The organism is Caldicellulosiruptor morganii (genome assembly GCF_026810225.1).
Classification (GTDB): Bacteria; Bacillota; Thermoanaerobacteria; order Caldicellulosiruptorales; family Caldicellulosiruptoraceae; genus Caldicellulosiruptor; species Caldicellulosiruptor morganii.
On the sequence record NZ_CP113865.1, the window covers coordinates 23,994 to 46,570 of the forward strand.

The 22,577-nt window shown below is 37.2% G+C and carries 19 protein-coding genes and 2 CRISPR repeat arrays (1 of these 21 only partly in view); of the genes, 11 read left to right on the plus strand and 8 right to left on the minus strand.

What is annotated here, in order from left to right; genetic code table 11:
• Nucleotides 1-977: a CRISPR direct-repeat array (repeat unit 30 nt; unit sequence GTTTCAATCCCCAAAGGGAAGGCTACAAAC) (it extends 55 nt beyond the left edge of the window).
• 413 nt (nt 978-1,390) lie between these two features.
• The 5 genes from OTK00_RS00125 to csx1 all read left to right on the plus strand — a co-directional run bounded on the left by OTK00_RS00125 (nt 1,391) and on the right by csx1 (nt 5,283).
• Entirely contained in the window at nt 1,391-1,960 is a 570-nt protein-coding gene (locus tag OTK00_RS00125) for a LemA family protein (protein ID WP_045168605.1), read from the plus strand.
• Nucleotides 1,961-1,978: 18 nt separating this feature from the next.
• On the plus strand, nt 1,979-2,362 hold the full coding sequence (locus OTK00_RS00130; RefSeq protein WP_045168604.1) for a hypothetical protein: 384 nt from the start codon (nt 1,979-1,981) through the stop codon (nt 2,360-2,362).
• A 142-nt stretch (nt 2,363-2,504) separates the two neighbouring features.
• Nucleotides 2,505-3,167 carry a peroxiredoxin gene (locus tag OTK00_RS00135; RefSeq protein ID WP_045168603.1) on the plus strand — a complete coding sequence of 221 codons (663 nt, stop codon included), beginning with the start codon at nt 2,505-2,507 and terminating at the stop codon, nt 3,165-3,167.
• A gap of 238 nt (nt 3,168-3,405) precedes the next feature.
• Nucleotides 3,406-3,813: a CRISPR-associated protein Csx20 gene (gene csx20, locus OTK00_RS00140; protein WP_045168602.1), complete on the plus strand. Its 408-nt coding sequence runs from the start codon at nt 3,406-3,408 to the stop codon at nt 3,811-3,813.
• Nucleotides 3,814-3,861: 48 nt separating this feature from the next.
• A complete protein-coding gene (csx1, locus tag OTK00_RS00145; protein WP_045168601.1) occupies nt 3,862-5,283 on the plus strand; it encodes a CRISPR-associated CARF protein Csx1 in 1,422 nt (473 codons plus the stop codon).
• A gap of 269 nt (nt 5,284-5,552) precedes the next feature.
• Here csx1 and OTK00_RS00150 read toward each other — a convergent pair whose 3' ends face one another.
• The gene (locus OTK00_RS00150) at nt 5,553-5,852 is read right to left on the minus strand and encodes an RpnC/YadD family protein (protein ID WP_045168600.1); all 300 of its coding nucleotides are present in this window, start codon (nt 5,850-5,852) and stop codon (nt 5,553-5,555) included.
• A 122-nt stretch (nt 5,853-5,974) separates the two neighbouring features.
• Nucleotides 5,975-7,137: a CRISPR direct-repeat array (repeat unit 30 nt; unit sequence GTTTCAATCCCCAAAGGGAAGGCTACAAAC).
• Between the two features lie 660 nt (nt 7,138-7,797).
• Here OTK00_RS00150 and cas10 point away from each other — a divergent pair.
• Genes cas10 through OTK00_RS00180 form a run of 6 tightly spaced genes read left to right on the plus strand, consistent with a single transcriptional unit; the run spans nt 7,798 to nt 14,311 of the window.
• Nucleotides 7,798-10,248: a type III-A CRISPR-associated protein Cas10/Csm1 gene (cas10, locus tag OTK00_RS00155; RefSeq protein WP_045168599.1), complete on the plus strand. Its 2,451-nt coding sequence runs from the start codon at nt 7,798-7,800 to the stop codon at nt 10,246-10,248.
• 42 nt (nt 10,249-10,290) lie between these two features.
• Entirely contained in the window at nt 10,291-10,692 is a 402-nt protein-coding gene (csm2, locus tag OTK00_RS00160; RefSeq protein WP_045168598.1) for a type III-A CRISPR-associated protein Csm2, read from the plus strand.
• A 29-nt stretch (nt 10,693-10,721) separates the two neighbouring features.
• Entirely contained in the window at nt 10,722-11,513 is a 792-nt protein-coding gene (gene csm3, locus OTK00_RS00165) for a type III-A CRISPR-associated RAMP protein Csm3 (RefSeq protein WP_045168597.1), read from the plus strand.
• A gap of 13 nt (nt 11,514-11,526) precedes the next feature.
• A complete protein-coding gene (gene csm4 / locus OTK00_RS00170) occupies nt 11,527-12,519 on the plus strand; it encodes a type III-A CRISPR-associated RAMP protein Csm4 (RefSeq protein ID WP_045168596.1) in 993 nt (330 codons plus the stop codon).
• A complete protein-coding gene (gene csm5, locus OTK00_RS00175; protein WP_045168595.1) occupies nt 12,494-13,672 on the plus strand; it encodes a type III-A CRISPR-associated RAMP protein Csm5 in 1,179 nt (392 codons plus the stop codon). The genes csm4 and csm5 overlap by 26 nt, the downstream gene beginning before the upstream one ends.
• A 36-nt stretch (nt 13,673-13,708) precedes the next feature.
• Nucleotides 13,709-14,311 (plus strand): hypothetical protein, encoded by a 603-nt coding sequence (locus OTK00_RS00180; RefSeq protein WP_045168594.1) that lies wholly within the window; start codon nt 13,709-13,711, stop codon nt 14,309-14,311.
• Between the two features lie 151 nt (nt 14,312-14,462).
• Here OTK00_RS00180 and OTK00_RS00185 read toward each other — a convergent pair whose 3' ends face one another.
• The 7 genes from OTK00_RS00185 to cas4 form a co-directional block, all read right to left on the minus strand.
• Complete coding sequence (locus OTK00_RS00185) at nt 14,463-16,946, minus strand: CRISPR-associated helicase/endonuclease Cas3 (RefSeq protein WP_045168593.1); 2,484 nt, start codon at nt 16,944-16,946, stop codon at nt 14,463-14,465.
• Nucleotides 16,921-17,649 (minus strand): type I-B CRISPR-associated protein Cas5b, encoded by a 729-nt coding sequence (gene cas5b / locus OTK00_RS00190; RefSeq protein WP_045168592.1) that lies wholly within the window; start codon nt 17,647-17,649, stop codon nt 16,921-16,923. Before cas5b ends, OTK00_RS00185 begins: the two co-directional genes overlap by 26 nt.
• Before the next feature lie 23 nt (nt 17,650-17,672).
• A complete protein-coding gene (cas7b, locus tag OTK00_RS00195; protein WP_082054582.1) occupies nt 17,673-18,653 on the minus strand; it encodes a type I-B CRISPR-associated protein Cas7/Csh2 in 981 nt (326 codons plus the stop codon).
• Nucleotides 18,654-18,701: 48 nt separating this feature from the next.
• Nucleotides 18,702-20,636, minus strand: a complete 1,935-nt coding sequence (locus OTK00_RS00200; protein ID WP_045168591.1) for a TIGR02556 family CRISPR-associated protein — start codon at nt 20,634-20,636, stop codon at nt 18,702-18,704.
• Between the two features lie 80 nt (nt 20,637-20,716).
• Nucleotides 20,717-20,980 carry a CRISPR-associated endonuclease Cas2 gene (gene cas2 / locus OTK00_RS00205; protein WP_045168590.1) on the minus strand — a complete coding sequence of 88 codons (264 nt, stop codon included), beginning with the start codon at nt 20,978-20,980 and terminating at the stop codon, nt 20,717-20,719.
• 16 nt (nt 20,981-20,996) lie between these two features.
• Nucleotides 20,997-21,992 (minus strand): type I-B CRISPR-associated endonuclease Cas1b, encoded by a 996-nt coding sequence (gene cas1b, locus OTK00_RS00210; RefSeq protein ID WP_045168589.1) that lies wholly within the window; start codon nt 21,990-21,992, stop codon nt 20,997-20,999.
• Nucleotides 21,989-22,492, minus strand: coding sequence for a CRISPR-associated protein Cas4 (cas4, locus tag OTK00_RS00215; protein ID WP_045168588.1), 504 nt, complete (start codon nt 22,490-22,492; stop codon nt 21,989-21,991). The genes cas1b and cas4 overlap by 4 nt, the downstream gene beginning before the upstream one ends.
• Nucleotides 22,493-22,577 lie beyond the last annotated feature (85 nt).

The following is a 22,577-nucleotide window of genomic DNA, read 5'->3' on the forward strand; positions in this document are numbered from 1 at the left end:
CTCAAGCCCCGTTTCAATCCCCAAAGGGAAGGCTACAAACTATAAGTTGAAGTATATTTGCGTGCCTGAATTTCAGAAGTTTCAATCCCCAAAGGGAAGGCTACAAACAATAAAAAATCGGAATTACCTAAAAAAGTTGTATATTTGTTTCAATCCCCAAAGGGAAGGCTACAAACTATGATACAGTTTGGAGGTGGAGAAATGAAAAAGAAAAGTTTCAATCCCCAAAGGGAAGGCTACAAACAATAAAAAATGCAAAATTTGTGGAAGAACAATAAACGTTTCAATCCCCAAAGGGAAGGCTACAAACTTTGCCTTTGTGCCTAAGATGTCTTCAAAACGCTTTTGTTTCAATCCCCAAAGGGAAGGCTACAAACATGTTTTATGCCGGCGGAAACGATAAAGCAACGCAGGTTTCAATCCCCAAAGGGAAGGCTACAAACCGTGAATAGTTTTGTAAGCACCACTACGAATTGCAAGCGTTTCAATCCCCAAAGGGAAGGCTACAAACCGACACGCTAAAAGCACTTTAACATCTCACTATTTCGGTTTCAATCCCCAAAGGGAAGGCTACAAACAGAAAGCAGTTATTTTGGCATTGCAGAATTGTTAGGGTTTCAATCCCCAAAGGGAAGGCTACAAACAGAGATCTGGACAAGCTTTGATGTGATAGCAGAGGAGTTTCAATCCCCAAAGGGAAGGCTACAAACGGAGAAGACATAGTAGGTTTACCCGGAGTTCACGTGTTTCAATCCCCAAAGGGAAGGCTACAAACCTGGTGCATATGCTTTGTCACAGCTAGACCCGTCAAATGTTTCAATCCCCAAAGGGAAGGCTACAAACCAGTTGGGAGTTTGTCAGACATTTTCACACAAGACTTGTTTCAATCCCCAAAGGGAAGGCTACAAACCATATGCACCCACTTTGAAAAATATTAAAAATATTGCGTTTCAATCCCCAAAGGGAAGGCTACAAACCGGTAAAAAAGCTTGATTTTATTATATCAACTTTATTCAGCCATGTCAATGTTTTTTTATCGATACATCTATGGAAAACTTGCAGAAACTCAGCACTATCAACAATTAAAAGCCAGTCAGAACCTTCCGTCGACCAGCAAATTACCAGCAACGTGCAAAAAATCAAGCTAGGACTTAATGGAACCGAATACAAATCAAGCTCCAAAATTTTTGCACCGGACATCGACGGAAATGACTTTTGGTCAAACAGTATATCTTTGCAAAGCAAAAAGAATGTTTATTAACAAAGACATTTCAAAACAAAATACCAGCTTTTCCGTTATAATATTTGGAACTTTGCTGTTGTAATTTGCATCAAAACAGGGTATATATTAAATTGTTGCAAGAAAATAAAAAATAAGAGGTGAAATCAAATGAAGAAAAGGAGTCAGGTTTTGATAATAACAGGTGCTGTTATTGTGATATTTTTAATGTATCTTTTTTCTTTATACAACGGCCTTGTGAAAGCCGAGGAGAATGTGAGCAGCAAGTGGAGTCAGGTTGAAAATCAGCTTCAAAGAAGAGCAGATTTGATTCCCAATCTGGTAAACACAGTGAAAGGATACGCAAAGCATGAGAAAGAGATTTTAGAAAAGTTAGCAGAAGCAAGGTCAAAGCTTATAAACTCAAAAACTGTTGAAGACAAGGCAAAGGCAGATGAGGAGCTGTCAGGCTTACTGTCAAGGCTTCTTGTTATAGTTGAAAATTATCCAGATTTGAAAGCAGACAGAACTTTTACAATGCTTATGGATGAGCTGAGCGGTACAGAAAACCGAATAGCTGTTGCACGAAAAGACTACAACGATGCAGTTATGTCATACAACACCAGAATAAAAGTATTCCCAACTGTCGTAATTGCACGCTTGTTTGGCTTTGAACCAAAGCCATACTTCAGAGCACAGGAGAGCGCAAATCAGGTGCCCAAAGTGGACTTTTCCCAATAAAAATTGGAGGGGAAAGATATGAAAGACTTTAGAAAGGAGCTTTTTGCTGATTGCTTGATTCCTGTAATGATAGTTATTGCTATTTTTGTGCTAAGAAGATTTGCATATTTTTTTGATCTTTCCTCGCCTTTTTCAATAATATTATTTTTCATATTTTTCTTTACATTTTTCTTTGGGATTGTTGCTTTTGTTAAAAGAAGACTCGGCGGACATGATGGAGTTGAGATTGTTTGGACAAGAAAAAGTGGAAAATGGGAAAAAAGAGTATATACTTATGATAAAACAAAAGATTATAACATAAAATTTTCAATTGGATTTGGTGATAGCGACATGTTTGACAGCAATGACAGCTTCACAGGCTTTGGCGGCGGTTCTTCTGGCGGTGGAGGTGCAAGCAGGTAAAAATTGGCACTCCACCGTTTTTGTTTTTTTTCATGAGTGTAATTATTGCAAAATTAAAATAATTATAATTTTGTGTTTCAAAAAAATTTTTTAGGGGTAAATAATATAATGTAAAAAAATAAATTCGGAGGTTGAGTTGAATATGGAAAATACAGGCAGAATACCGCTTCTTGGCGAGAAGTTTCCGCAGATGACAGTGAAAACTACACATGGAGTAAAAACTCTTCCTGATGACTATGCAGGCAAATGGTTTGTGCTGTTTTCTCACCCGGGTGATTTCACACCTGTGTGCACAACAGAATTTGTTGCATTTTCCAAAAGGGCAGATGAGTTTAAAAAGCTCAATGCAGAGCTGATAGGGCTTTCGGTTGACCAGGTGTTTGCTCACATAAAATGGATTGAGTGGATAGAAGAAAAGCTTGGTGTGAAGGTTCCTTTCCCTGTAATTGCCGATGAGCTTGGCAATGTTGCAAAGACTCTTGGCATGATACATGACGCAAAAGGCACAAACACTGTAAGAGCAGTGTTTATAGTTGATGACAGGGGGATTGTAAGACTTATTATGTACTACCCTCAGGAAGTTGGCAGAAGCATTGATGAGATTTTAAGAGCACTGAAAGCTTTGCAGACAGCCGATGCAAACGGAGTAGCAACACCCGAAAACTGGCCAAACAATGGCTTGATTGGTGATAAAGTCATTGTGCCACCGGCATCAACACAGGCACTTGCACAGGAAAGGCTTGAGAAGGCAAAAGCGGGCGAAATAGAGTGCTTTGACTGGTGGTTCTGCTACAAAAAGCTGTAAAATCTCAAAAACTTTTAAAGTCACAGGGCACATAAGCAAACTGTGCGCCTGTGACTTTTTTATTTTTTGTCCTGTATCTTCGCAAGGTTTTTGACCTTAAAAATTCTTTTCTACAAAATGTATAATTAATCTGCTTAGTATAAAGACTATCAATGTTTTTTGAACCTGTTAGAAAATATTCTGTATTTAAATTTTCCATGATTTGTATTATAATCATAGATGAAGGAGTTGAAAGAGCTTGAGCAGACTATTTTTGATATTCAACCACACTTTAACAAAGGAGCAGGAACAAGAGGCAAGGGATGTGCTAAAGGTAGATGAGATAATTTCTTTGCCGGAGAACCTCCAGAATTTCTGGAGCAATATTCCGCCAGAGGTTGATCTTACAAAAGAGATGTTTGAGCCAATTCTGACATTTTTAAAAGATAATAAGTGCGATGGAGAAAATTACTGTCTTGTGCAGGGTGATTTTGGAGCAACTGTGTATATGGTGAGCTGGTGCTTTGAAAATAGCTTTATTCCGATTTATGCAACAACCAGAAGGGTTGCACAGGAAGTTACAAAGCCTGATGGTTCTGTTGAGCTGATAAAAGTATTCAAGCATGAGAGGTTCAGAAGGTATATTCTTTTTAACCAAAAAAGCTGATAAAGCTGGCAGATTTAATATTTTGCAAGGATGGTGTTTTTTAGGAAAATGAAAGTTATCTATCAGATAGGCAGATTGGATGACCCGAAGAAGACCACAAAGAAGTTTTTCATAGAAAGTTACAAAGACCAATCTGTGAATTTTTCAAAAGAGGCAGAGCTTTCAAGCTTTGTTTTGAAAGATTTTCTTCAGTCTCAAAACCTCAGTGTTCAGAGTGTTGTGATTTATCCTGTGAGTATTCTTCTGAACAAAAATCTTTTGAATATTATTTTGGATGAAGATTTAAAATCAGAGCTTGAAAAAGTTCTTTCAAACCCGGAGGAATATCTTGAAAAGCCTTTTGATTTAATAAACAGAATTGAACTTGAAAAGCAAAGGGATGATAGCCTTGTTATACATTCGATGGGAACATATCTTGGTTCTGTCAGGCTTGATGCAACCTATGATGACATTGTGCTTGAGATATTGTTTGACATGATAGAAAGGTATTTAAATCATGATGTGGATGAGTTTTACATTGACATCTCAAGCGGGCACAATATTTATATCTCAGCAATGATGGAAGCATCAAGGTATTTTGCAATTTTTGCAAATCTTATGAACTGGCTACATCAAGAAAAACAGCCCGGGATATATTTTACATTTTCCGATCCCATAATTGGCAGCAGTGCAGATGCTTTTGAGATACACATTCAGCCCCAGAAGCATAAAGCATTTTTCTCATCGCCCATAAAAAAGGAAGAAGCAAGTGACCACAACTTTTCATTTTTAAGAAGAATATACCAGGAGCCCAATGAAAACAGCAAAGGCAGTGACATGGTTTTGCAAAAACAGAGTATTCGACAAAAGCGAAAAGCTTTGAAAGAAAAGATTGAGATGTTTGTTTTGCTGTTTTCAGCAATCAAGAACAATGCTCCGCTTTATCTTTACTGTCATTCATATCACAGCCAGGATGAGATAAAGCAGGAGCTCAAAAACCTGATAGAACATGCTAAAAGTCAGCTTGTTGCCACATTCAAATCATCACCCGGGCTTGACAGAAAAGCATACCTTGATGCAATTTTAAGCCTTGGATTTTACATGGGAATTGTGGAGGTGCTTGAAAGTCAAAACATAACAATGTTTTGTCCTTATACAGGGCTTGATTTAGAAGAACTTGGCAGAACATTTGCATATATTTACTCAATCTTTGGAATCCCAATGAACTATACAATGCTTGGCAATGAAATCTCAAACAACCTTGATAAGATCCAGCAATTTGGTGAAATACCTGAGTGGATGCGTTTAAGACGCATTGTGGACCCATCAAAGCCGGTTGAAAACAGGGCTGACGAGAGAAACTTCTTTGCCCACTCCGGGCTTGAGGGGAACATAACTGAAGTTAGGTATGACGGTGAAAAGGTTTATGTGAGATACATAGATGGGCTTGCCATGGGTGATATAGATGACTGGCTAAAGAAGCGTTTGTGAGATGGCAGATATTGACGGCGGAGAAGGTGGCAGGTGGGAGATTATAGAAGACGACGAGAAAGGAACTTTGAAAAAGGCAATATATGGATAAAAAGCACTCTCAAAAATGGAGAGTGCTTTTTTTATTTCTGACGGGATTTTGCTTTTTCAAAAACCAGATCCTGTAAACCCCTAAAGAAAAGGCTACAAACAAAATTAAAAAAACAAACAGACAAAGCCTATAGCCCTGCCTGCTTAAAAACGTAATCTTTTGATGACGCTTTGATGTTTTAATTTATCAACTCTTTTCTAAGCTTTTTTATTCTTTCTATATCAAAATCTGTAAGCTCTGCAATATCTTCATCGCTAAATCCTCTATTTATCAGTTTCCTTGCTACCTCTTCTTTTCCTTCAATTTTCCCTTCGTTAAATTTTTTCATTTGTACTTCATCAAGAAGCCTTGAAACATTTGACACAAACTCACCCATCTTGCCTGCACCCCCTTGTTTTACTCTCTCTACCAGCCTGTCAAACTCTTCTTTGTCTTCCTTTGTAAGCCTTGGTCTTATTACATTGCCCGCCCATATCAAAAATATTTATTCCATTCTTTTTCAAACCCATTGTATGTAACAATAGGAATAATTGCAGGAAGCTTTTCTGATCCTTTTTTGCAAAAAACAAAACCACAGCCTTTTGGCTGTGGCACCAGGCTGCTCCAATCCCCAAAGGGAAGGCTACAAACACAAAATGTTGGCGACGTACCAATTCCATATGTGACGCTCCAATCCCCAAAGGGAAGGCTACAAACGCTGTTCAGGAAGGACTAATTAAAATAATAACAGAAGTTTCAATCCCCAAAGGGAAGGCTACAAACACTAAAAAAAGGAACATACAGAATTCATTTTACAAAGTTTCAATCCCCAAAGGGAAGGCTACAAACCAGCGTTGAAAAGGCCCTTGAGACAGCAGGTTTATCAGCGTTTCAATCCCCAAAGGGAAGGCTACAAACTAATGCAGAATGATACAGATTGGACAGCGTATCTGTGGTTTCAATCCCCAAAGGGAAGGCTACAAACGTATAGAGTTGTTTGTATTATTTGAGAAATTTAGGTTTCAATCCCCAAAGGGAAGGCTACAAACATTTACTGTTGCATCAGTTACATTCAAAAGTTTTGCGTTTCAATCCCCAAAGGGAAGGCTACAAACGCTCACTTATCATTAATTATGATATAGCTGAAAACAGTTTCAATCCCCAAAGGGAAGGCTACAAACTATCAGCCCAACCGCAACAAGCAAAAACAAAATTTGTGTTTCAATCCCCAAAGGGAAGGCTACAAACACAGGTGATTTAATACAGGTAGAGGACAAAGGTCGGCGGTTTCAATCCCCAAAGGGAAGGCTACAAACGAATCGTCGTTGTTATTGAACCAGAAGGACTAACGCAGTTTCAATCCCCAAAGGGAAGGCTACAAACTAAGATGTTTACAGAGAAGGATTACTCGTCTGATCGAGTTTCAATCCCCAAAGGGAAGGCTACAAACGTGGTTAGCGAGTATAAACCCTGCAAAAGTAAAGCCGTTTCAATCCCCAAAGGGAAGGCTACAAACTTTGCGGACGCTGTGAAGGGCTTACACCTGTATGGTGGTTTCAATCCCCAAAGGGAAGGCTACAAACGGATTAAAAGTTTCAAACGTGCGGTTTTTGAAACGTGTTTCAATCCCCAAAGGGAAGGCTACAAACATCTCACAGTTTGGTGACTATATCCAGCCTTACACAGTGTTTCAATCCCCAAAGGGAAGGCTACAAACTTGAAGATGGCACTAATCAAAGTAACATTGGATAGAAGTTTCAATCCCCAAAGGGAAGGCTACAAACCGGTAAAAAAGCTTGATTTTATTATATCAACTTTATTCAGCCATGTCAATGTTTTTTTATCGATACATCTATGAAAAACTCGCAGAAACTCAGCACTATCAACAATTAAAAGCCAGTCAGAACCTTCCGTCGACCAGCAATTTACCAGTAGCACAAAAAAAGCCAATCAAAATCTTAATGAAACCGAATACAAATAAAGCTCCAAAATTTTTGCACCGGACATCGACGGATATGACTTTTAGTCAAAATGAATTAATTATCCTTTAACAATTTAAAAATATTCATGCCGTTAAAGTCAAATGTCAGAACCTGCAGAAAATTAATTTAAATTATCAACCCGGAGACTTGAAAAATCCAAAAATTCACAGGTTAGTGATCAACTTCGCAAAATTTTTGCTCTTCAAAAACTGATCATTCTGATTTATAAATAGTAAATGCTAAAAAGATTTACTGAATTCTCAAGGGAGTGTATCTTGTTTGTTAAACTGCACAATTTTGTAAAGAAAAAATTGGTGTTTACTCTTAATATATGTTAATGGTATAATGAGGTAAAGAGCAAATATTTTTAGCCAAATTTTAAAAAACTTCTTAATTTTCAAATCCAGCATTGTCAAACGTCCACTTTAGCTTTAAAAACCTCAAGAGAAGGTGATTTGCAAGATGGTATTTTACAACACCGGTTTATCAAAGGCGGACAGGGAATCTGACTATCAGCTTTTTTTGGGCTCAATTTTGCACGATATAGGAAAATTTTACATGAGAACAGCAAACAAAGATGCTAAAGAGACAATAAAGAAGGAATACGAGACTTTGTACAAAGAAGAGGGTGCAGATTTACCGCGGCATCAGGAATGGGGTGCTTTTTTTGCTGAAAATACTGTTCCATCATTCTTCCAGGTAACATCACATATTCGCAACCATCACAGACCATCAAATTATAAAGAGCTTTTAATTGCTGTTGCAGACAGAATTTCATCGGCAACTGATAGAGAAGAAATTGAAGAAGAAAGTCCAAAAGTCAAGCAAATGATTTCAATTTTTTCAAATATCAGTCTCAGCTCTAATGAAAGTGCTGCAGAAGCTCAAAACATTACATACAAGCATCTGACAAAGAAGTATAAAATAACATTTCCAGAAGATATGCCCAAAAGTGATGTCTCAAATGATTATGGGAAGCTTTGGCAGGAATTTGCTGAAAAGATGAAAAAGCTAAAGGATGATTTTGAAAAAGGCTTGATTGATGTCGAAGAGTATCTCACAGCTGTTTACAATCTTATGCAGCAGTATACATACAACATCCCCTCGGCTTTTTACTACAGTAAGCCTGATATTTCTCTTTGGGCGCATAGCAAATCAACCGCTGCAATTGCATTTTGTCTTGACAGAGAGTTAAAAGCAAGGTTTAACGGCGATCAGGGCAGGATAACAAGAGAGCTTGAATCTTTGCTCACAAAAATAAAGAATAAAAGCTCGATTAAAAAAGGTGATGGTGAGCTTTTCTGCCTTGTAAAAGGTGATGTTTCAGGCATTCAGGATTTTGTTTTTGACACCAAAATAGATGGTGCGCTCAAAGCTCTAAAAGGGAAGTCATTTTATATATCTTTTCTGCTTGACACAATTGCAAAATTTATCTTAAAAGAAGAAAATATGCCAGTTTGCAATCTCATCTACAATGGTGGTGGACATTTTTACCTTCTTTTACCCAGATCTTTTGAAGAAAGGCTATCTCATTATCAAAGTTTGATTGACAGCATCATGTTCAAAGCACACAAAGGCGCACTTAATGTTTTTATTGAAAGCAGCAGCATAGACCTTTTTACTTTTATGAATGACAGGATTGGTGAAAAATTTGATGAGGTTGCAAGAAAAATTCAGGTAAAAAAGACAAAGAAGTTTAAAGATATTCTAAAAAACAATCAAATGAAGTTCTTTGAACCATATGACGATTACAATGAAAAATGTCCGCACTGCGGGAATCAGGTTAGTATAAATTCAGAAGGAAAAGAGGTTTGCTCTTTTTGTGAAAGCTTTGTTGAACTTGGTGAAAGACTTATAAAAAGCTTATATGTAATTGAGAAATGGGACATAAAACCGGCAAAAGAGAATCTCAATAACATATACAACATATTGAATGCATTTGGAAGAGAAATTAAATTTTCTCAGCAGCATGGAAGGATTTCAGATACAATAATAATTGATATGTTAAAGATTGAGGAGATGAATAAGGAAGGCAATTTTGATCCAGAATTTTACGAAGCGCTTGATATATCAACCTATGCTCCAATTGAAGAAGAAAAAGACGGGCAGGAGCATATAAAGCTTTTGGATGATATAGTAAATGAATCTAAAGGGATTAAGACATGGGGAATAGTCAGAGGAGATGTTGATAATCTCGGGAGAATATTTAAAGAGGGTTTAAAAGGCAAAATCTCACTTTCAAGAGTCATGACACTGTCGCAGGAGTTTTCACTGTTTTTTGGCTACTTTTTCAACAGGCTGACAAAAGCCAAGAGTTTAAATTCAATAGTTATATATGCCGGCGGGGACGATTTCTGCGTGCTTGGACCATGGACAGATATGCCATATTTAGCACATGAGGTTTATAAAGCATTCAGAAGCTATGTTGGTGGAAATGAATATGTTACAGTTTCAATGGGGTTTGAGATATCCCCTGATAAGAAGTATCCAATTTACAGGGTTGCAACAGTATGTGGCGAGCACCTTGATGAAGCCAAGAAATTTGAACGCAAGAATGGCAAAAAGAAAGATTGCTTTGCATTCGGAGGGCATTTTGTTGGCTGGGAAGACTTTGAAAATTTAAAGGACATAAAAGAGCAGATTGTTGATCTTGTTGAGAACAAAAATGTTTCAAAAGCAATAATAAATGCTATATACACGGTTGACAAGCTGGGAAGAACTTCAAAGGAGAACAAAGAGATTTTCAAATCATGGCGATTTGTATATTACATTGCAAAGCTAAAAGACAGATACAAAAAGCTAAAAGATCAGCTGGACGCAATTTTATTCACCATAATAAACCAGAAGACAAACACGCTTTATGACCATGCCTACTTAGCAGCCCGATGGGCTGAGCTTGAGTTGAGAAAATAAGTTTGCTTTTGAGGATTTAAATTAAGGGAGGGAATTTTTGATATGCCAAATGTTGATGTCAGAACATTAAAAAGTGAGATATTGAACAAGATTGAGACTGCCGTCAATCCCGAAAAAGATAAAGATGGCAAGGTGTTTTCTGAGGTTGCAGAGAAAACAGGGCAGCTTTTAAAAGAGTCCAAAGTTACAGTTACACAGCTGCGAAAAATTTTTACAGAGGTTAAAAAGCTGTCTTCTGAAGATGAAAACTACAAATACAAATTGAAAATTTTGAGAGCAAAAATGGCATACATTTCTGGAAGATTTAAAAATTTAAAAGATTTTCAGGAAATAATCAACAAAGCACTGCCAGTTGCGGAGCAGAATGAAAAAAATCTTGAAAGATTTAAAGACTTTTTTGAGGCAGTTGTTGCATATAATAGATTTTTTGCTGAAAAAGAATAATAAATAAATTTCGGGAGGCTGAATTTGAGATGGATGTTATTTTGAAAGGTAAATATATAATTAGTTGCAAAATAAAAGCTGTAACCGGTCTTCACATAGGAGAGGGCAATAATAGCCTTGAGATTGGCGGGATTGACAATTCTGTTGTAAAAGATGCAGAAGGAAAGCCATATATCCCAGGTTCTTCGCTCAAAGGCAAGATGAGATCGCTTATGGAGTTTGCTGAGGGTAAGGTAAAAGAGAATTTGCTGGTTGAGACTAAAAAAGAAAAAGATGGTGGTATATATATTCACATGTGTGGAGACAAAAGCTGCATTGTTTGCGGGCTTTTTGGCAGAAACCACGGTAAACATACTTTAAAAAATGGTTCTGAATCAGACTTTACAGACTCTGTTGTTCCAACCAGGTTAATTGTTCGCGATGCAAAGCTTATCGAAGATTCAATAACAGAAGAGATGAAAGAAAACCTTGATCTTGAGTGGACAGAAGTCAAGTTTGAAAACAATATAGACAGAATAACCTCACAAGCACACCCAAGACAGAGCGAGAGAGTGCCTGCAGGTGCAGAGTTTGAGGCAGAGTTTGTTGTAAACAGGCTTGAGGTTGATGGCAAAGACGATGGTGATACTTTTGTTAAAAAGTTTGTTCAGGCAATGAGACTTCTTGAAGATGATTACCTTGGTGGGCAGGGCACAAGAGGAAATGGCAAAGTTCAGTTTGTTGATATAAAGATACTTTATAAGGACAGAGAAGCCTATTTGAATGCTGCGCAGCCAAAGGTTGTGGCACAGGCAAAAGATCTTAAAAATCTACAGTTTTAAAGGATGATTGAACATGAGCACAACAAAGCTTTTTAGAGTAAAATTGAAATTCAAAACACCGGTTCATTTTGGTGACAGAGAAAAAACATACAACACAACCCAAACAATGGCACACTCTGACACCATTATGAGCGCAATAATTAATGCATATTCTCTGCTTTTTGGCAAAGAGAAAGCTGATGGGCTTGTAAAAAGCTTTTTGGAAGGCAAGCCGGTATTCAAAGTATCCTCAACCATGCCATATGTGAACAGCAGATACTTTGTATTCAAGCCCATGGGGCTTGATTTGAGCAGATATGTGAGCGTCGATGATATAAAGAAAATAAAAAAGGTGAAGTTTGTATGTGAAGAGGATTTGAAAAATCTTTTTAAAGGTGATTATGAGCCGGTTGGTGAATTTCTGGTAAGATCAGATGAAAAGGATATGTTTTCATCCTCATTTGTGAGCGTAAAAGAAAGACCGAGAGTGGCTATGGATAGAATAACAAGTTCTCCAAATATATACTATTTTTCGCACTGCCAGTTCAAAGAAGATGCAGGGCTGTGGTTTTACCTTGAGATTCTGGATTTAGCTCAGGAAAAAGAGATAAAAGCAGCTGTAAGGCTTTTGGGAGATGAAGGAATAGGTGGCGAGAGAACAGCCGGCCTGGGATTATTTGAGCCTGAGTTTTTGGAAGTGTCAGATAAAGATAAGAAACAAGCTTCGCATTACATGCTTTTGTCTCTTGCAAATCCAAAGGATAGCAGCGAAATAGAGAAATTTGAATACTATGATATAATTACAAGATCAGGTTATATATACTCAAAGGGTGATTGGGGAGCGAAGAAGAAGATTGTCCGGATGTTTTCTGAAGGCAGTGTTGTAAAAGGCGAAGTTTTTGGCAGGGTGGTTGATGTGACGCCAGCAAACTACAATTTGCATCCAGTTTTAAGGTATGGTCTGGCGTTTTTGATTCCCCTGCCGGAGGGGGTGAGCTTTGTTGACTGCCAGAACATATCAGCTTGAAGTTTTAACTCCTGTAATAATAGGCGGGCAGGATAAGATTCAGAATTTTGAATTTATTAGAGAAGGAGATAATTTAAGAGTTGTAAATTTTGACAAACTGTTTGAGCTGAGCATTTCCAAACAGGGTTTACTTGACACAGTTGTTCGTGCACTTGAGACAAATCCAAGAACATTTAGACTCAACGAGGTTTTAGAGAAATATGCAATTGATGCAAACAGGGTTACAAGATACAGAATAAAACTGGATGGAGTAAAAGGAAATGCAAATGAAATTGTGGCATTTATAAAAAGTGCCGGGCGTGCATACATTCCCGGCTCCTCTTTAAAAGGAGCTATGCGTTCATTTATTACAAAGGCTTTGAAAGATGATTTTATAAAAAAGTATGAAGAGGCGCTTGAAAAAGCCGGTGATAAAAAGTTTAACACACAAGATAAGAAAGATAAAGTGAATCCCCAAGAAGTTGACAATTATCCAGAGAATAGTATTTTCCAGCAACCTCACTTTTCACCTTTTAAATTCCTTCAGGTAAGCGACAGTGAATTTGTGCCATACGACAGGATGTGTATTTATGAGATAAAGGTGATGAACATCTGCAATGGCAATGTGAAGTGGTACAATTCATTTAACAAAGGAGAAAACTTTGACAATCCACAGCAGGGACTTTCTATTCTGGCAGAGGGTATAAGCCCGGGAACACATATAAGTGGAAAAATAAAGGTTGATGATGGATTTGTAACAGGCAGGCAACCTGTTGCGGGGTTGAAAGATAAATTAAGCGTTGCTGGAGAAAACAGAGGTGTGGAATTTCTGGCAAAAGCAATCAACCTGGCAAGCGAGAGATATATAATAAAAGAGCTGGAGTTTTATCAGAAGTACAAAGTGACGCAGATAGTGGCAGAGTATACAAAGCTGCTGAAACTTTTGAAAAGCCTTGCCCCAAACCAGTTTTTGATACAGCTTGGATTTTCAACAGGGTATTTGTCAAAAACTGTGGGGATGTATTTTAAAAAGGATAGCTTTGAGAAGTTAAAGATTATAATGGGCGAAAAATCAAAAATTCATAAAGAACTTTTCCCAAAGACAAGAAGAGTTATCTTCAAAAACGGCGCAGTTTCGACAATTCCCGGCTGGGTAAAGGTAACTATTGTCTGAAAGATGTTTTAAAACTGCAGCAGAGGTTGTGTTAAAATGGCACATTACTTTGTTTTGAATTTTTACGCAAAAGAGGATGGTGTTTTTCTGCCATCCTCTTATTATAATGAAATTTTTAATACAATAAAAAACATTGTTAAATCAGATCTTTTTACAATAAGCCCGGTAAAAACCAGAAACAAAAAAGAAGTAGAAGATGGTGTTTGGGTGTTCAAAGATTTTCGAATTTACATTGCAACACCCTTTATTGAACTTTTTACAGAAAATTTATTCAAAATATATGAGTATTTATTTAATCCTTTTAATGGGATTTATTTGCAAAAGATTACCTTTAAAAAGGTTGGTGTCAAAAAAAGTGGCAGTCTTTTGAGTGGTGTTTTTGCAGGGCAAGGAAAAGTTAGGATTGATTATCAAAAATCCCCCGAGCAATTTTCAGAGAGCCTCAGGGAATTTTTGATAGATATATACAGGCGAAAATTTGGCAGTGTTCCCCAGGATACAAGATTCTTTTTTATTATAAAAGATAAGCTGAAAAAACAGTGGGTGATTGCAGACAGGCTTGAATTTTTTGGCGACTATGAAATTTTTTCGTCAGATGAGCTTGCAGAGATCTTTTGCCAGATGTTCTGTGTAAAATAGGCTTTTTGGGATGATAGGTTTTGTTCAAGTTTTAGGTTTTTGGCTCTGGCATAATGAAAGGTTATTTGACTCTGCTTTGAAACTGTTTGAAAAGATGCTTGAGAGAAGAAACCAGATTTAAATAAAATTAAGGGGAGAAAGCTAAAAAGCATCAAAAACTATAATAGCTTTCTCCCTTTGTTTTGAAACCTGTCTTGATATCATAAAAGTCGTGCAGCTGAGAATTTGGCACATATAATATCATATTTTCGAAATTAACAGGGATGTTGTCTTTTTTGGGGACAGAGATGACATAGTCATAAAAGTTTTTGCGAATCTCCAAAAACCTCTTTTTTCTTTCAAAAATGTCTTTAATATTGCAAATTTCAACAAATCTCTGCCAGATGATTTTTGCTTCCTCATCTGCTTCAACAAACACATCCACTTTGTATGGCTCATCTTTGATTAGTCTGAAGCTTCCAATTGCAACTTGTTCTGAGTCAGGCGATGTGTAAAAAAGCTGGCAGATGGCCTCAATGAATTTCTGTGAAGTCCCTCTTTCATGGCTGCTTGTCTCAAAAACGCCACGTTTTGCAAGCTGTTTGTAGTATTCTTCAACCAGGTTTGCAAATTCACTTTCGCTTATTTTTCTGTTGTATTGTTCTAAGATGTTTTTTGTAACATCAATCAAAATGCTGTCATAAACCTCTGTTGCAAAAAGTCTTCCTTTTTCAGAAACAAGCTTAACAACTGTAACCTTGCTTTTTCCTTTTTTGCCTTCTCTGTTTGCCCGTCCTGCTGCCTGGATGATTGAGTCAAGAGGTGCTATGTCTCTTATAACATTATCGAAGTCAATATCAACCCCGGCTTCCACCAGCTGGGTTGAGATGACTATTTTGTAGTTTTTATTTTTAATAGCCTCAATCCTTTTTAACCTCTCTTTTGGTATTATATGAGTTGTAAGGATGGTTATTTTTTCTTCTAAATAGGGGTATTTTTGCAAAATGAGTTCATATAACATTTTTGCGCTTTCAACTGTATTCAGCACAAAAAGATAGGTTTTGTCCTCTTCAAAGGTGAATTTTTCGGCAAACTCTTCAATCCTCAAGTCTGAAAAGTTTTTATCAAAAAAAAGATCTGTTCTACACGTTTTGCCAAAATAATACTCTTTCTTTACAATCTCAACCGCTTTTTCCTTTTCAACAATAAATGGCATGGTGGCGGTTGAAAGAATTATGTAGCAGTTAAGATGGCAGCACATTTTCTGTAAAAGATTTCTGCACAAAAACCAGTATTCTGAGCTTATAGCCTGCACCTCATCAAGTATTATCACAGAGTTAGCAATGCGGTGAAATTTTCTGAGGTTTAAATTTCTATTTGTAAGTATACTTTCCAAAAACTGCACAAACGTTGTGACAATTATATTTGAGTTCCATCCCTCTATTAAAAGCTTTGCAATGTCTGTGTTAAATGCCTCCTCATCATTGGTTTGTTCTTCTTTTTCGCTTTTTCTGAACTGTTTAGTTTTGTATTCAACCTCGCTCAAATGATGATGCTTCAAGATTGTATCTGAGGATGTGGCAATATTCAGAAAGCTCAGAATCTGCAATAGTACATTGTAATTTTGCTCAATAATAGACAGAAAAGGCAGAGAATAAATTATTCTAAAATCTGTTTTAAACTTTTCTTGAGCAAGGTTTTTGATTTTGAGTGCAAATGCAAAGGAAATTATGGTTTTACCAAGCCCTGTTGGAAGGCAAAGTGTGTAAATTCGCTTTTCTGGGTAAATATCGGTTGATAGAGCTTCTTCAAAAGCCCTGTCTCTTAATGCTTTTATTGAATTTTCAAAGTTTTCTTTTTTAAAAATGCTTTTTCTGAATCTGTCAACATCAAGATGAGAGATATTCAGCTTGGGAATATCAACACATGTGCCAAAGATTGCTTCTGTTTTGTCAGCATCTATCAAAATGGAGAATAGCAGGTTCAAGAAAAAGAAAAATTTCATATCAGAGTCATTTAGCTTCCTGAATGCCCTTCTGAAACAGTTAATAGAATCTTTTGCTTTGTCTATGAATTCTCTGAGCATTGCAACATTTAAAAATTCAACTTCTTCTGCAAAAGTGGAAAGGTTGGAAACAAGCACATCAAACCTGCTTTTATCAATGTGTTCTATCTGTTCATAACACAGGTCAATGTCATCTTCACCGATAAATGCCATATCATAGGCTGCTTCTAAATCACCATGATGCTTTAAAACGGCAAAAAATGCAAGGATTGCAGAATAGTTTTCAAACCCTTTATCTTCTCTGATTTTTCCTTCCCTTATGAGCCTTGATAGCACTCCCCATACACAAATTGCAGACAGAAGAGAGTGCCTTGATAGTCTGGATTTGGATTTTTTCTTATCAAAAAGATAGCTCTGAAAAAAAGAAGTTGCCTTGCCGATGTCATGCAGCAAGGCTGTGAATTTTGAAATCTGCACAAGAAAGTCTGTTGTGCAAAGAGGCAAATTCTTTTCAGAGGCAAATTTCTGAGCCAAAAAGCTTGTGTTTACAAGGTGTTCTTCCAGAAGCTTTGCACCCATTTGAGTTTTGTCTTTTGCGGGGTGAGAATAAAGCCCGGATGGCTTTTCAAAAAAGAACAATGTTTTCTCCATTTTCAACCTCCAGGAACTTCAGGGGTTTTGCAAGTATTTCTTTCCCGCTTGGCTCAAATATAAAATCTTCATACTCTATAACCTCTCTTGAACTGTTCATGATAAGGGGCATTCTTTCTTTAAAGTAACTTTTTCCCTCTTCAATCTTTATTGGTGCATCAGTTTCTTGCAGGTTTTTTGGCGAAATGGGTGTGCAAATGTTTACATAATCAGCTGGCATGTGCTTTTCGAAAGCTTCATATACGCCTGTAAATTCAAAGTCTGCGATAAATTCAGAAAGTCCCATTGAGAGTGTAAAAAAGCTTTTATGCTGCTGCAAAAAGTCCACAAGTTTTGAGAACATGCCTTGCTGCTCAAATGTCACATATATTCTGAAGCAAGGATCTTTTAAAAGCTCAAACCTCATCTGTGTTCGAGGCTGACGATCCTTTGTTTTTATTGGCTGCCATCTATTGTATTTTGTGTCTATGTGGTTTATTCCCATCCTGATTTTTTTCACAGGGTTTAAAATTCTAATCCCAGCAGCAAACTTGCCATGCTCTAAAGCTTCAAGGTATTCCTTTTTATCAAGCCCCAGAATAGCTCCCACCATTCCCTGAATGGTTGGGAATGGCGGGAAGGGGTATGTTATTGGGGATGATGTTGAGTAGAACTTTCCAAAAAAACCAAAGTCGGCTTTGATATCAAACACAGCTACTTTCATATTGCATCACCTTAAAAACTTTGTCACTCAAACTGAATGATTTTTAACCTATCACCCAGGAAGGAAAAAGCTCTGCTAATATCCAAAGGAACACCTTCACATATAAAGCTGATTGAGTCATCAAAGGCAACCTCAAGCTTCTGAATTCTGTCCTGATACTTTTTTAACTTTTCAACAAGCTTTGTTATGTCAAGCTGATAATCCTCAGGTGAGCGTATAGCAACGTCGGACTTTTGGGAAATGAGCTTTACAAGCCTGTCAAGCTCCCCGATGTAAAAGCTGCTCTGGTTGTATTCAACCCTTAAAAGAAGCCTTGGCATCTGACCAAACTTTGAACGTGAAATCAGATTTTTTGTTCCGCACCAGAGAGATTCCAAAAGAAGCTGAACATCCTCTTCGGTTAAAGGAATGTTCTGGCACAGGGCTGCATTTTCGTTTATAACTCCATAAAAGGCAATCAGTGCGTATGGCAGAATATAGCATTCTGTGAATGTTCCCTGGTCCTTCCCTTCGCCTGATGGCATGACTGTTGTGCCTTTCAGGAGCATGTACTCAACTTTATGCAAAGACCTTCCGAACTTGAACTGAACAGGACCGGTGAAGGTGATAGCACCTGTATTTTCTGAACCGTCTTCTTCTGAGCTGCCTTTTTTCTTCTTATCCTTGCTTTTCAGTGTAATTGTGCCGCCAAAGAGCCTTATGTCAATGAATTCTTTCAGTTTTTCTTCATCAAGGTTGTGCTTTTCCCATTTTTCAGCTTTTGTCATAAGCTTTCCATCCTGTGTAATTTCTCTTAAGATGAACACAGGCAGGTTTTTATACTCTGCAAGGTAATCTCTGCATGTTCTTTTAAGGCGCACATCTGTCACTATGCATGTGTCTGTTTCAGGGTCAATTCGTGGCTTGTTCTCATCAAGCGGATCGCCGTTTGGATTTGCATCTGTAACATCGTAAATGAACAAAATCTCAGACCTGTTTTTAATAATGTTATCCAAATTTCCCATACACAGATTCCCCCTTTTAATTGTTTTAACTTATAAACCAAAAGTGTTTTACTCTTCAGTTTCTTGCTCTTCAGAATCGTTTGTCAGCTTCTTTGCAAGCTCTTTGATTTTCTGCCCAAGATTCATCCCGCAGGCAAAGTAAAAGCTCACCTCATCCGAAGACAGTTTCCAGTCTTCAGGTGCTCTTAGCAAAAGTTCTGAGGCTGTGGCAGCCACAAGTTTTTTTGCCTTGCCAAAAGCCGAGTATTCCATAAGCTTGTTTTGAATCTTTGGCAGCAAAGCTATTATGTCAGATTGTTTTAGCCTCAGCCCTTTTAAATTTTTGGCAAATGGAGGCATTTTGCCCGGAGCTTTATTGAGCCCTGCCGCCTGGATTCTCAAAAGCATGTCACAGAGCGCACCTGTGAGTATAATTCCTTTCACAGCACTTTTTTCAGAGGCAACAGGGAATTCATTTAAGATTTCATCAAACGGCGTTCCAACAGACATACCACACTCATCTCCTTTTAGCTTTAAAATTTCAAGGTTATTCAAAAACTCCAAAACCTGCATTGCATAGTTGCAGGACCTGTAAAGTTCAGAGAAATTGTCTGTTGCAAAGCTGTCCTGCAATTTTCTGCAAAAATGATGAAGCAAAAAGTGAAAGTCTATGGGCTTTTTCTTGAAGATGCTCTCGGTTATCTCAAGAAAATAGCTGTCAAGGTCAGTTCCTTTTTTCAGCCTGTTGCTTTTTGAGAAAAAGTATCTGATCTTATCAAATGTAAATGTCTCATCTTCACCAGAAAGCTTTCTGTGCTTTTTTTCTGTCTGCCTTTTGGCATTAAATATTTTTTTCAGGTGCGATGGGAAAACATCTTCAATCATCAGAACAATTCTCTCTGCACCCTGCTGTGGGACCATGAACAGGAATGTAACAGAGATAAAGTCTTCCTGCTCACTTAAAATCTCCAGAATTTCTTTCTCATCATTGGTAAGTCTTTCTAATTTTTTGCCTGAGTCAATTTCCTTCTGGGTTTTTGTTAAAATATCAAGTAGCTCTTCGTAAGCTTCTTTTCTTCCGAATAAAGGTTTGGGGACAAGAAGATATGTTATTTTGTTTTGACCATAGTTGTAAAAATTAAATTTAAGATTTTTTTCTAGATATTTTCTGCCCTCAAGAAGGTTTTGCTGACAGCTTGAGCATACAGGGAAGTTCTTCCATGCGTTTTGAGGAGAAAATCCACCTTTTATGAACCCGGGCTTGTCGATTGTATAGAATTTGAAAACATTGACTGTGCCAGACACATTTTCTCTTTTCTGCTTGCAAATGCTGCAGGTTTTGTTCTGTGAGCTTGACTTCCCGGCTTTTTCTTTTACAAGTTCCAGTAAAAATCTTTTGAATATTTCGTATTCACCAATGTATTTGCCGTCAAATGAAAATGTCAAAAGAATATTGCTTTTTAGTTTTTCAAATTCTGAGAAGATGTGCTCAGTGACATGGTTGATTATCTTTTCTCTGTTATTCTCAATAGCCCGGGATATACTCTGAATAAAAAGTGCATCTTTATCTGATATATCACCCTGCTTTGAAAGCTTTTTTGCAAGAGGCAGCGCTTTATTTGAAAACCAGTTTTCCACTTTTTTTTCAAACACATTTTCAACATTTTCTCTTATAGCTTGTTTTATCTCTTCTGGTGTCATGTCTCTTTTTGTTTTGGGCTTGGGCAAGATGCACGCAGGCGAAAGATTTGTGCCACCACCCTTTGCTCCCTCACTAAAGAGATAAAACTGAGCTTTTGATTCAAGGGGATTTTGAGGTTCAACACCACAGTATTCAAACACCAAATGCTTTTGTTCAAGGCAAATCAAAAGTACCCTGTCGCTTTCTACAGGTGTTAAAAAAGATGAAATGGTGTTTGTAAAGTTATCGTCACAAGTTTTGGATGATGTCTTTGACTTTCCCTCAACAACAAATTTTCCAAGCTCAGCAACAGCCTCAATCATTTTTAAAAGCACCTCTTTAATTTTGCTAAAATTTAGATTATCACATTTGATTTAGAAGTTCAACCATAAATAATAGTTCATTATATAAATCTATCTAAATTGTTTTTCTCTACACCAAGAATTTCACGACTTGAATACAATCTTGTTTGAAAGTTGTAAATTATCACAGAGTCTTCTTCGAGATTGAGCTTTTGCTTAAGTTCAAGTTTTAGCTTTTTTAGCTTTGCTTCTGAGATTTCTCCTTCAAACACAGAGTTTTGAACCCAGTTGAGGTATTTCCGGCACACCTTTAATGCTTTTGCAACACGCTTTTGGTTGACATCATACACAAGGATTGTGTACAAATCTCCTTCACCTCAGTTACCATTGAGTTACATAGGGTTCATATTCTTTTTCGCCCATAATATGCTTTTCAATTTTGTAGAGCTCAATTCTTATGAGCTGTCTGTATGAAACATGGCTGCCAATATTTTTAACAGTTATTGTGGTTGACAGCCTTTGCTCAAGCTCGTTTATAAACAGTTTTTTTGCATCATCTTTCAAAAGCATTCCTTCGAAATCTTCTTCAAAATGTTCAGGCTTTAGTATGTTCTTTGATATTATCGAAAAGATGAGCCTGTCGATTATTACTGGCTTGAATATCTCGGCAACATCCAGGTTGAGTGTAAACCTTCTGAAGTTGGTTGAATGCAGGTATCCAATCCGCGGATCAAGATGAGTTCTGTATATCTCTGAAAGCACAATTGTATACATCATAGAGTTTCCAAAGCTGATGAGAGTATTTATGGCATTTTTGGGTGGACGCTTTGTTCTCTTTTCAAACCTGAAATTATCGTCGTCTATGATAAGGTCAAAGCTGCCATAGTATGTTTGCCTGATATTTCCTTCGATTGCCATTAAAGTTGCAATACTATCAATGTCAGGGATGTTTTCAAATTGATTGTCCATTTGCTGGATGTAGCGGTCAAGTGAGTCAATTCCCCGGCTCTGGTAGTATTTTAAAACCTGTTTCATGTTTTTGTAAGCGCCTTTTACAAATGCTTTTGCCAGAGCAAGTCTTTTTTGCAAATCAAGATAGTGTTCAGCTTGTTTTAATATCATATAGCCGGAGTTTAAATACTCACGCGGGTAAAAGCTTCCAACGTAGTAGCCAAACCTGTTGAAAAAATGCATTATTATTTCGCTCTGGGTCAAAAATTCCAAAAACCTTTTGTTCAAATCAACCTCACCGAAGATGTAAATCTCAGATGTGTTTTCAACAGGTATGAACTTTTGCACACCTTCACTTTCAAAAAACAGGGTGTTGTTTTTTCTTTTCAAAACGCCATCTGAAAAGATATAAACAGGTTTTTTCATGCCCAGCAAAACTCCTTGTATGAGCATTTTGAACAAGCTTTTATTTTCTGTGGCTCGGGTGGTAAAGATCTTGAAAGAAATTGCGAAATCTCTTCAATGAGATTTTCAATATCTCTTATGTCATCAAACGAGAGCACAACATCAAAAGTCTTCTTCTCTTCTGGTATCAAAAGCTTTCCACGGGCATTTATGTTGCTTTTGAAAAGCTTGTAGAGGTAAAATTTGAGCTGTGTCATTGCAGCATTTTTTGACTTTGAAGACTTTTTTATTTCTCCAACCAGCAAAACCTCATTCTCGTTGCGGATCAGGTCCAGAACAACACCGTCAAAGAACACCTCTTTTTTGTCATGCTTATAATACTCCTGCGATATTAACTTGCCTATCTCCAGAAAAGGGTTGTCACCGGCAGGGCTGATGTTTCGTGACAGAAGCCATGCCTGCCTTTTGCATACAATATACGCCTGAATGGTTGAACCTTTGACATCAAAAAAATTTTCCACGTTTTTTAAGCCTTCTTTCGATTGCCAGAGTTTTAAATTTTACAATATCAATTTTATCTGTTTGAAAAATAAAAGAAAGGTCAAA

Bases quoted from the DNA above. Each gene is read 5' to 3' on its own strand.
- OTK00_RS00125 (WP_045168605.1), top strand. From the start codon at position 1,391: ATGAAGAAAAGGAGTCAGGTTTTGATAATAACAGGTGCTGTTATTGTG.
- OTK00_RS00130 (WP_045168604.1), top strand. From the start codon at position 1,979: ATGAAAGACTTTAGAAAGGAGCTTTTTGCTGATTGCTTGATTCCTGTA.
- OTK00_RS00135 (WP_045168603.1), top strand. From the start codon at position 2,505: ATGGAAAATACAGGCAGAATACCGCTTCTTGGCGAGAAGTTTCCGCAG.
- csx1 (WP_045168601.1), top strand. From the start codon at position 3,862: ATGAAAGTTATCTATCAGATAGGCAGATTGGATGACCCGAAGAAGACC.
- cas10 (WP_045168599.1), top strand. From the start codon at position 7,798: ATGGTATTTTACAACACCGGTTTATCAAAGGCGGACAGGGAATCTGAC.
- csm2 (WP_045168598.1), top strand. From the start codon at position 10,291: ATGCCAAATGTTGATGTCAGAACATTAAAAAGTGAGATATTGAACAAG.
- csm3 (WP_045168597.1), top strand. From the start codon at position 10,722: ATGGATGTTATTTTGAAAGGTAAATATATAATTAGTTGCAAAATAAAA.
- csm4 (WP_045168596.1), top strand. From the start codon at position 11,527: ATGAGCACAACAAAGCTTTTTAGAGTAAAATTGAAATTCAAAACACCG.
- OTK00_RS00180 (WP_045168594.1), top strand. From the start codon at position 13,709: ATGGCACATTACTTTGTTTTGAATTTTTACGCAAAAGAGGATGGTGTT.
- OTK00_RS00185 (WP_045168593.1), bottom strand. From the start codon at position 16,946: ATGGAGAAAACATTGTTCTTTTTTGAAAAGCCATCCGGGCTTTATTCT.
- cas5b (WP_045168592.1), bottom strand. From the start codon at position 17,649: ATGAAAGTAGCTGTGTTTGATATCAAAGCCGACTTTGGTTTTTTTGGA.
- cas7b (WP_082054582.1), bottom strand. From the start codon at position 18,653: ATGGGAAATTTGGATAACATTATTAAAAACAGGTCTGAGATTTTGTTC.
- OTK00_RS00200 (WP_045168591.1), bottom strand. From the start codon at position 20,636: ATGATTGAGGCTGTTGCTGAGCTTGGAAAATTTGTTGTTGAGGGAAAG.
- cas1b (WP_045168589.1), bottom strand. From the start codon at position 21,992: ATGAAAAAACCTGTTTATATCTTTTCAGATGGCGTTTTGAAAAGAAAA.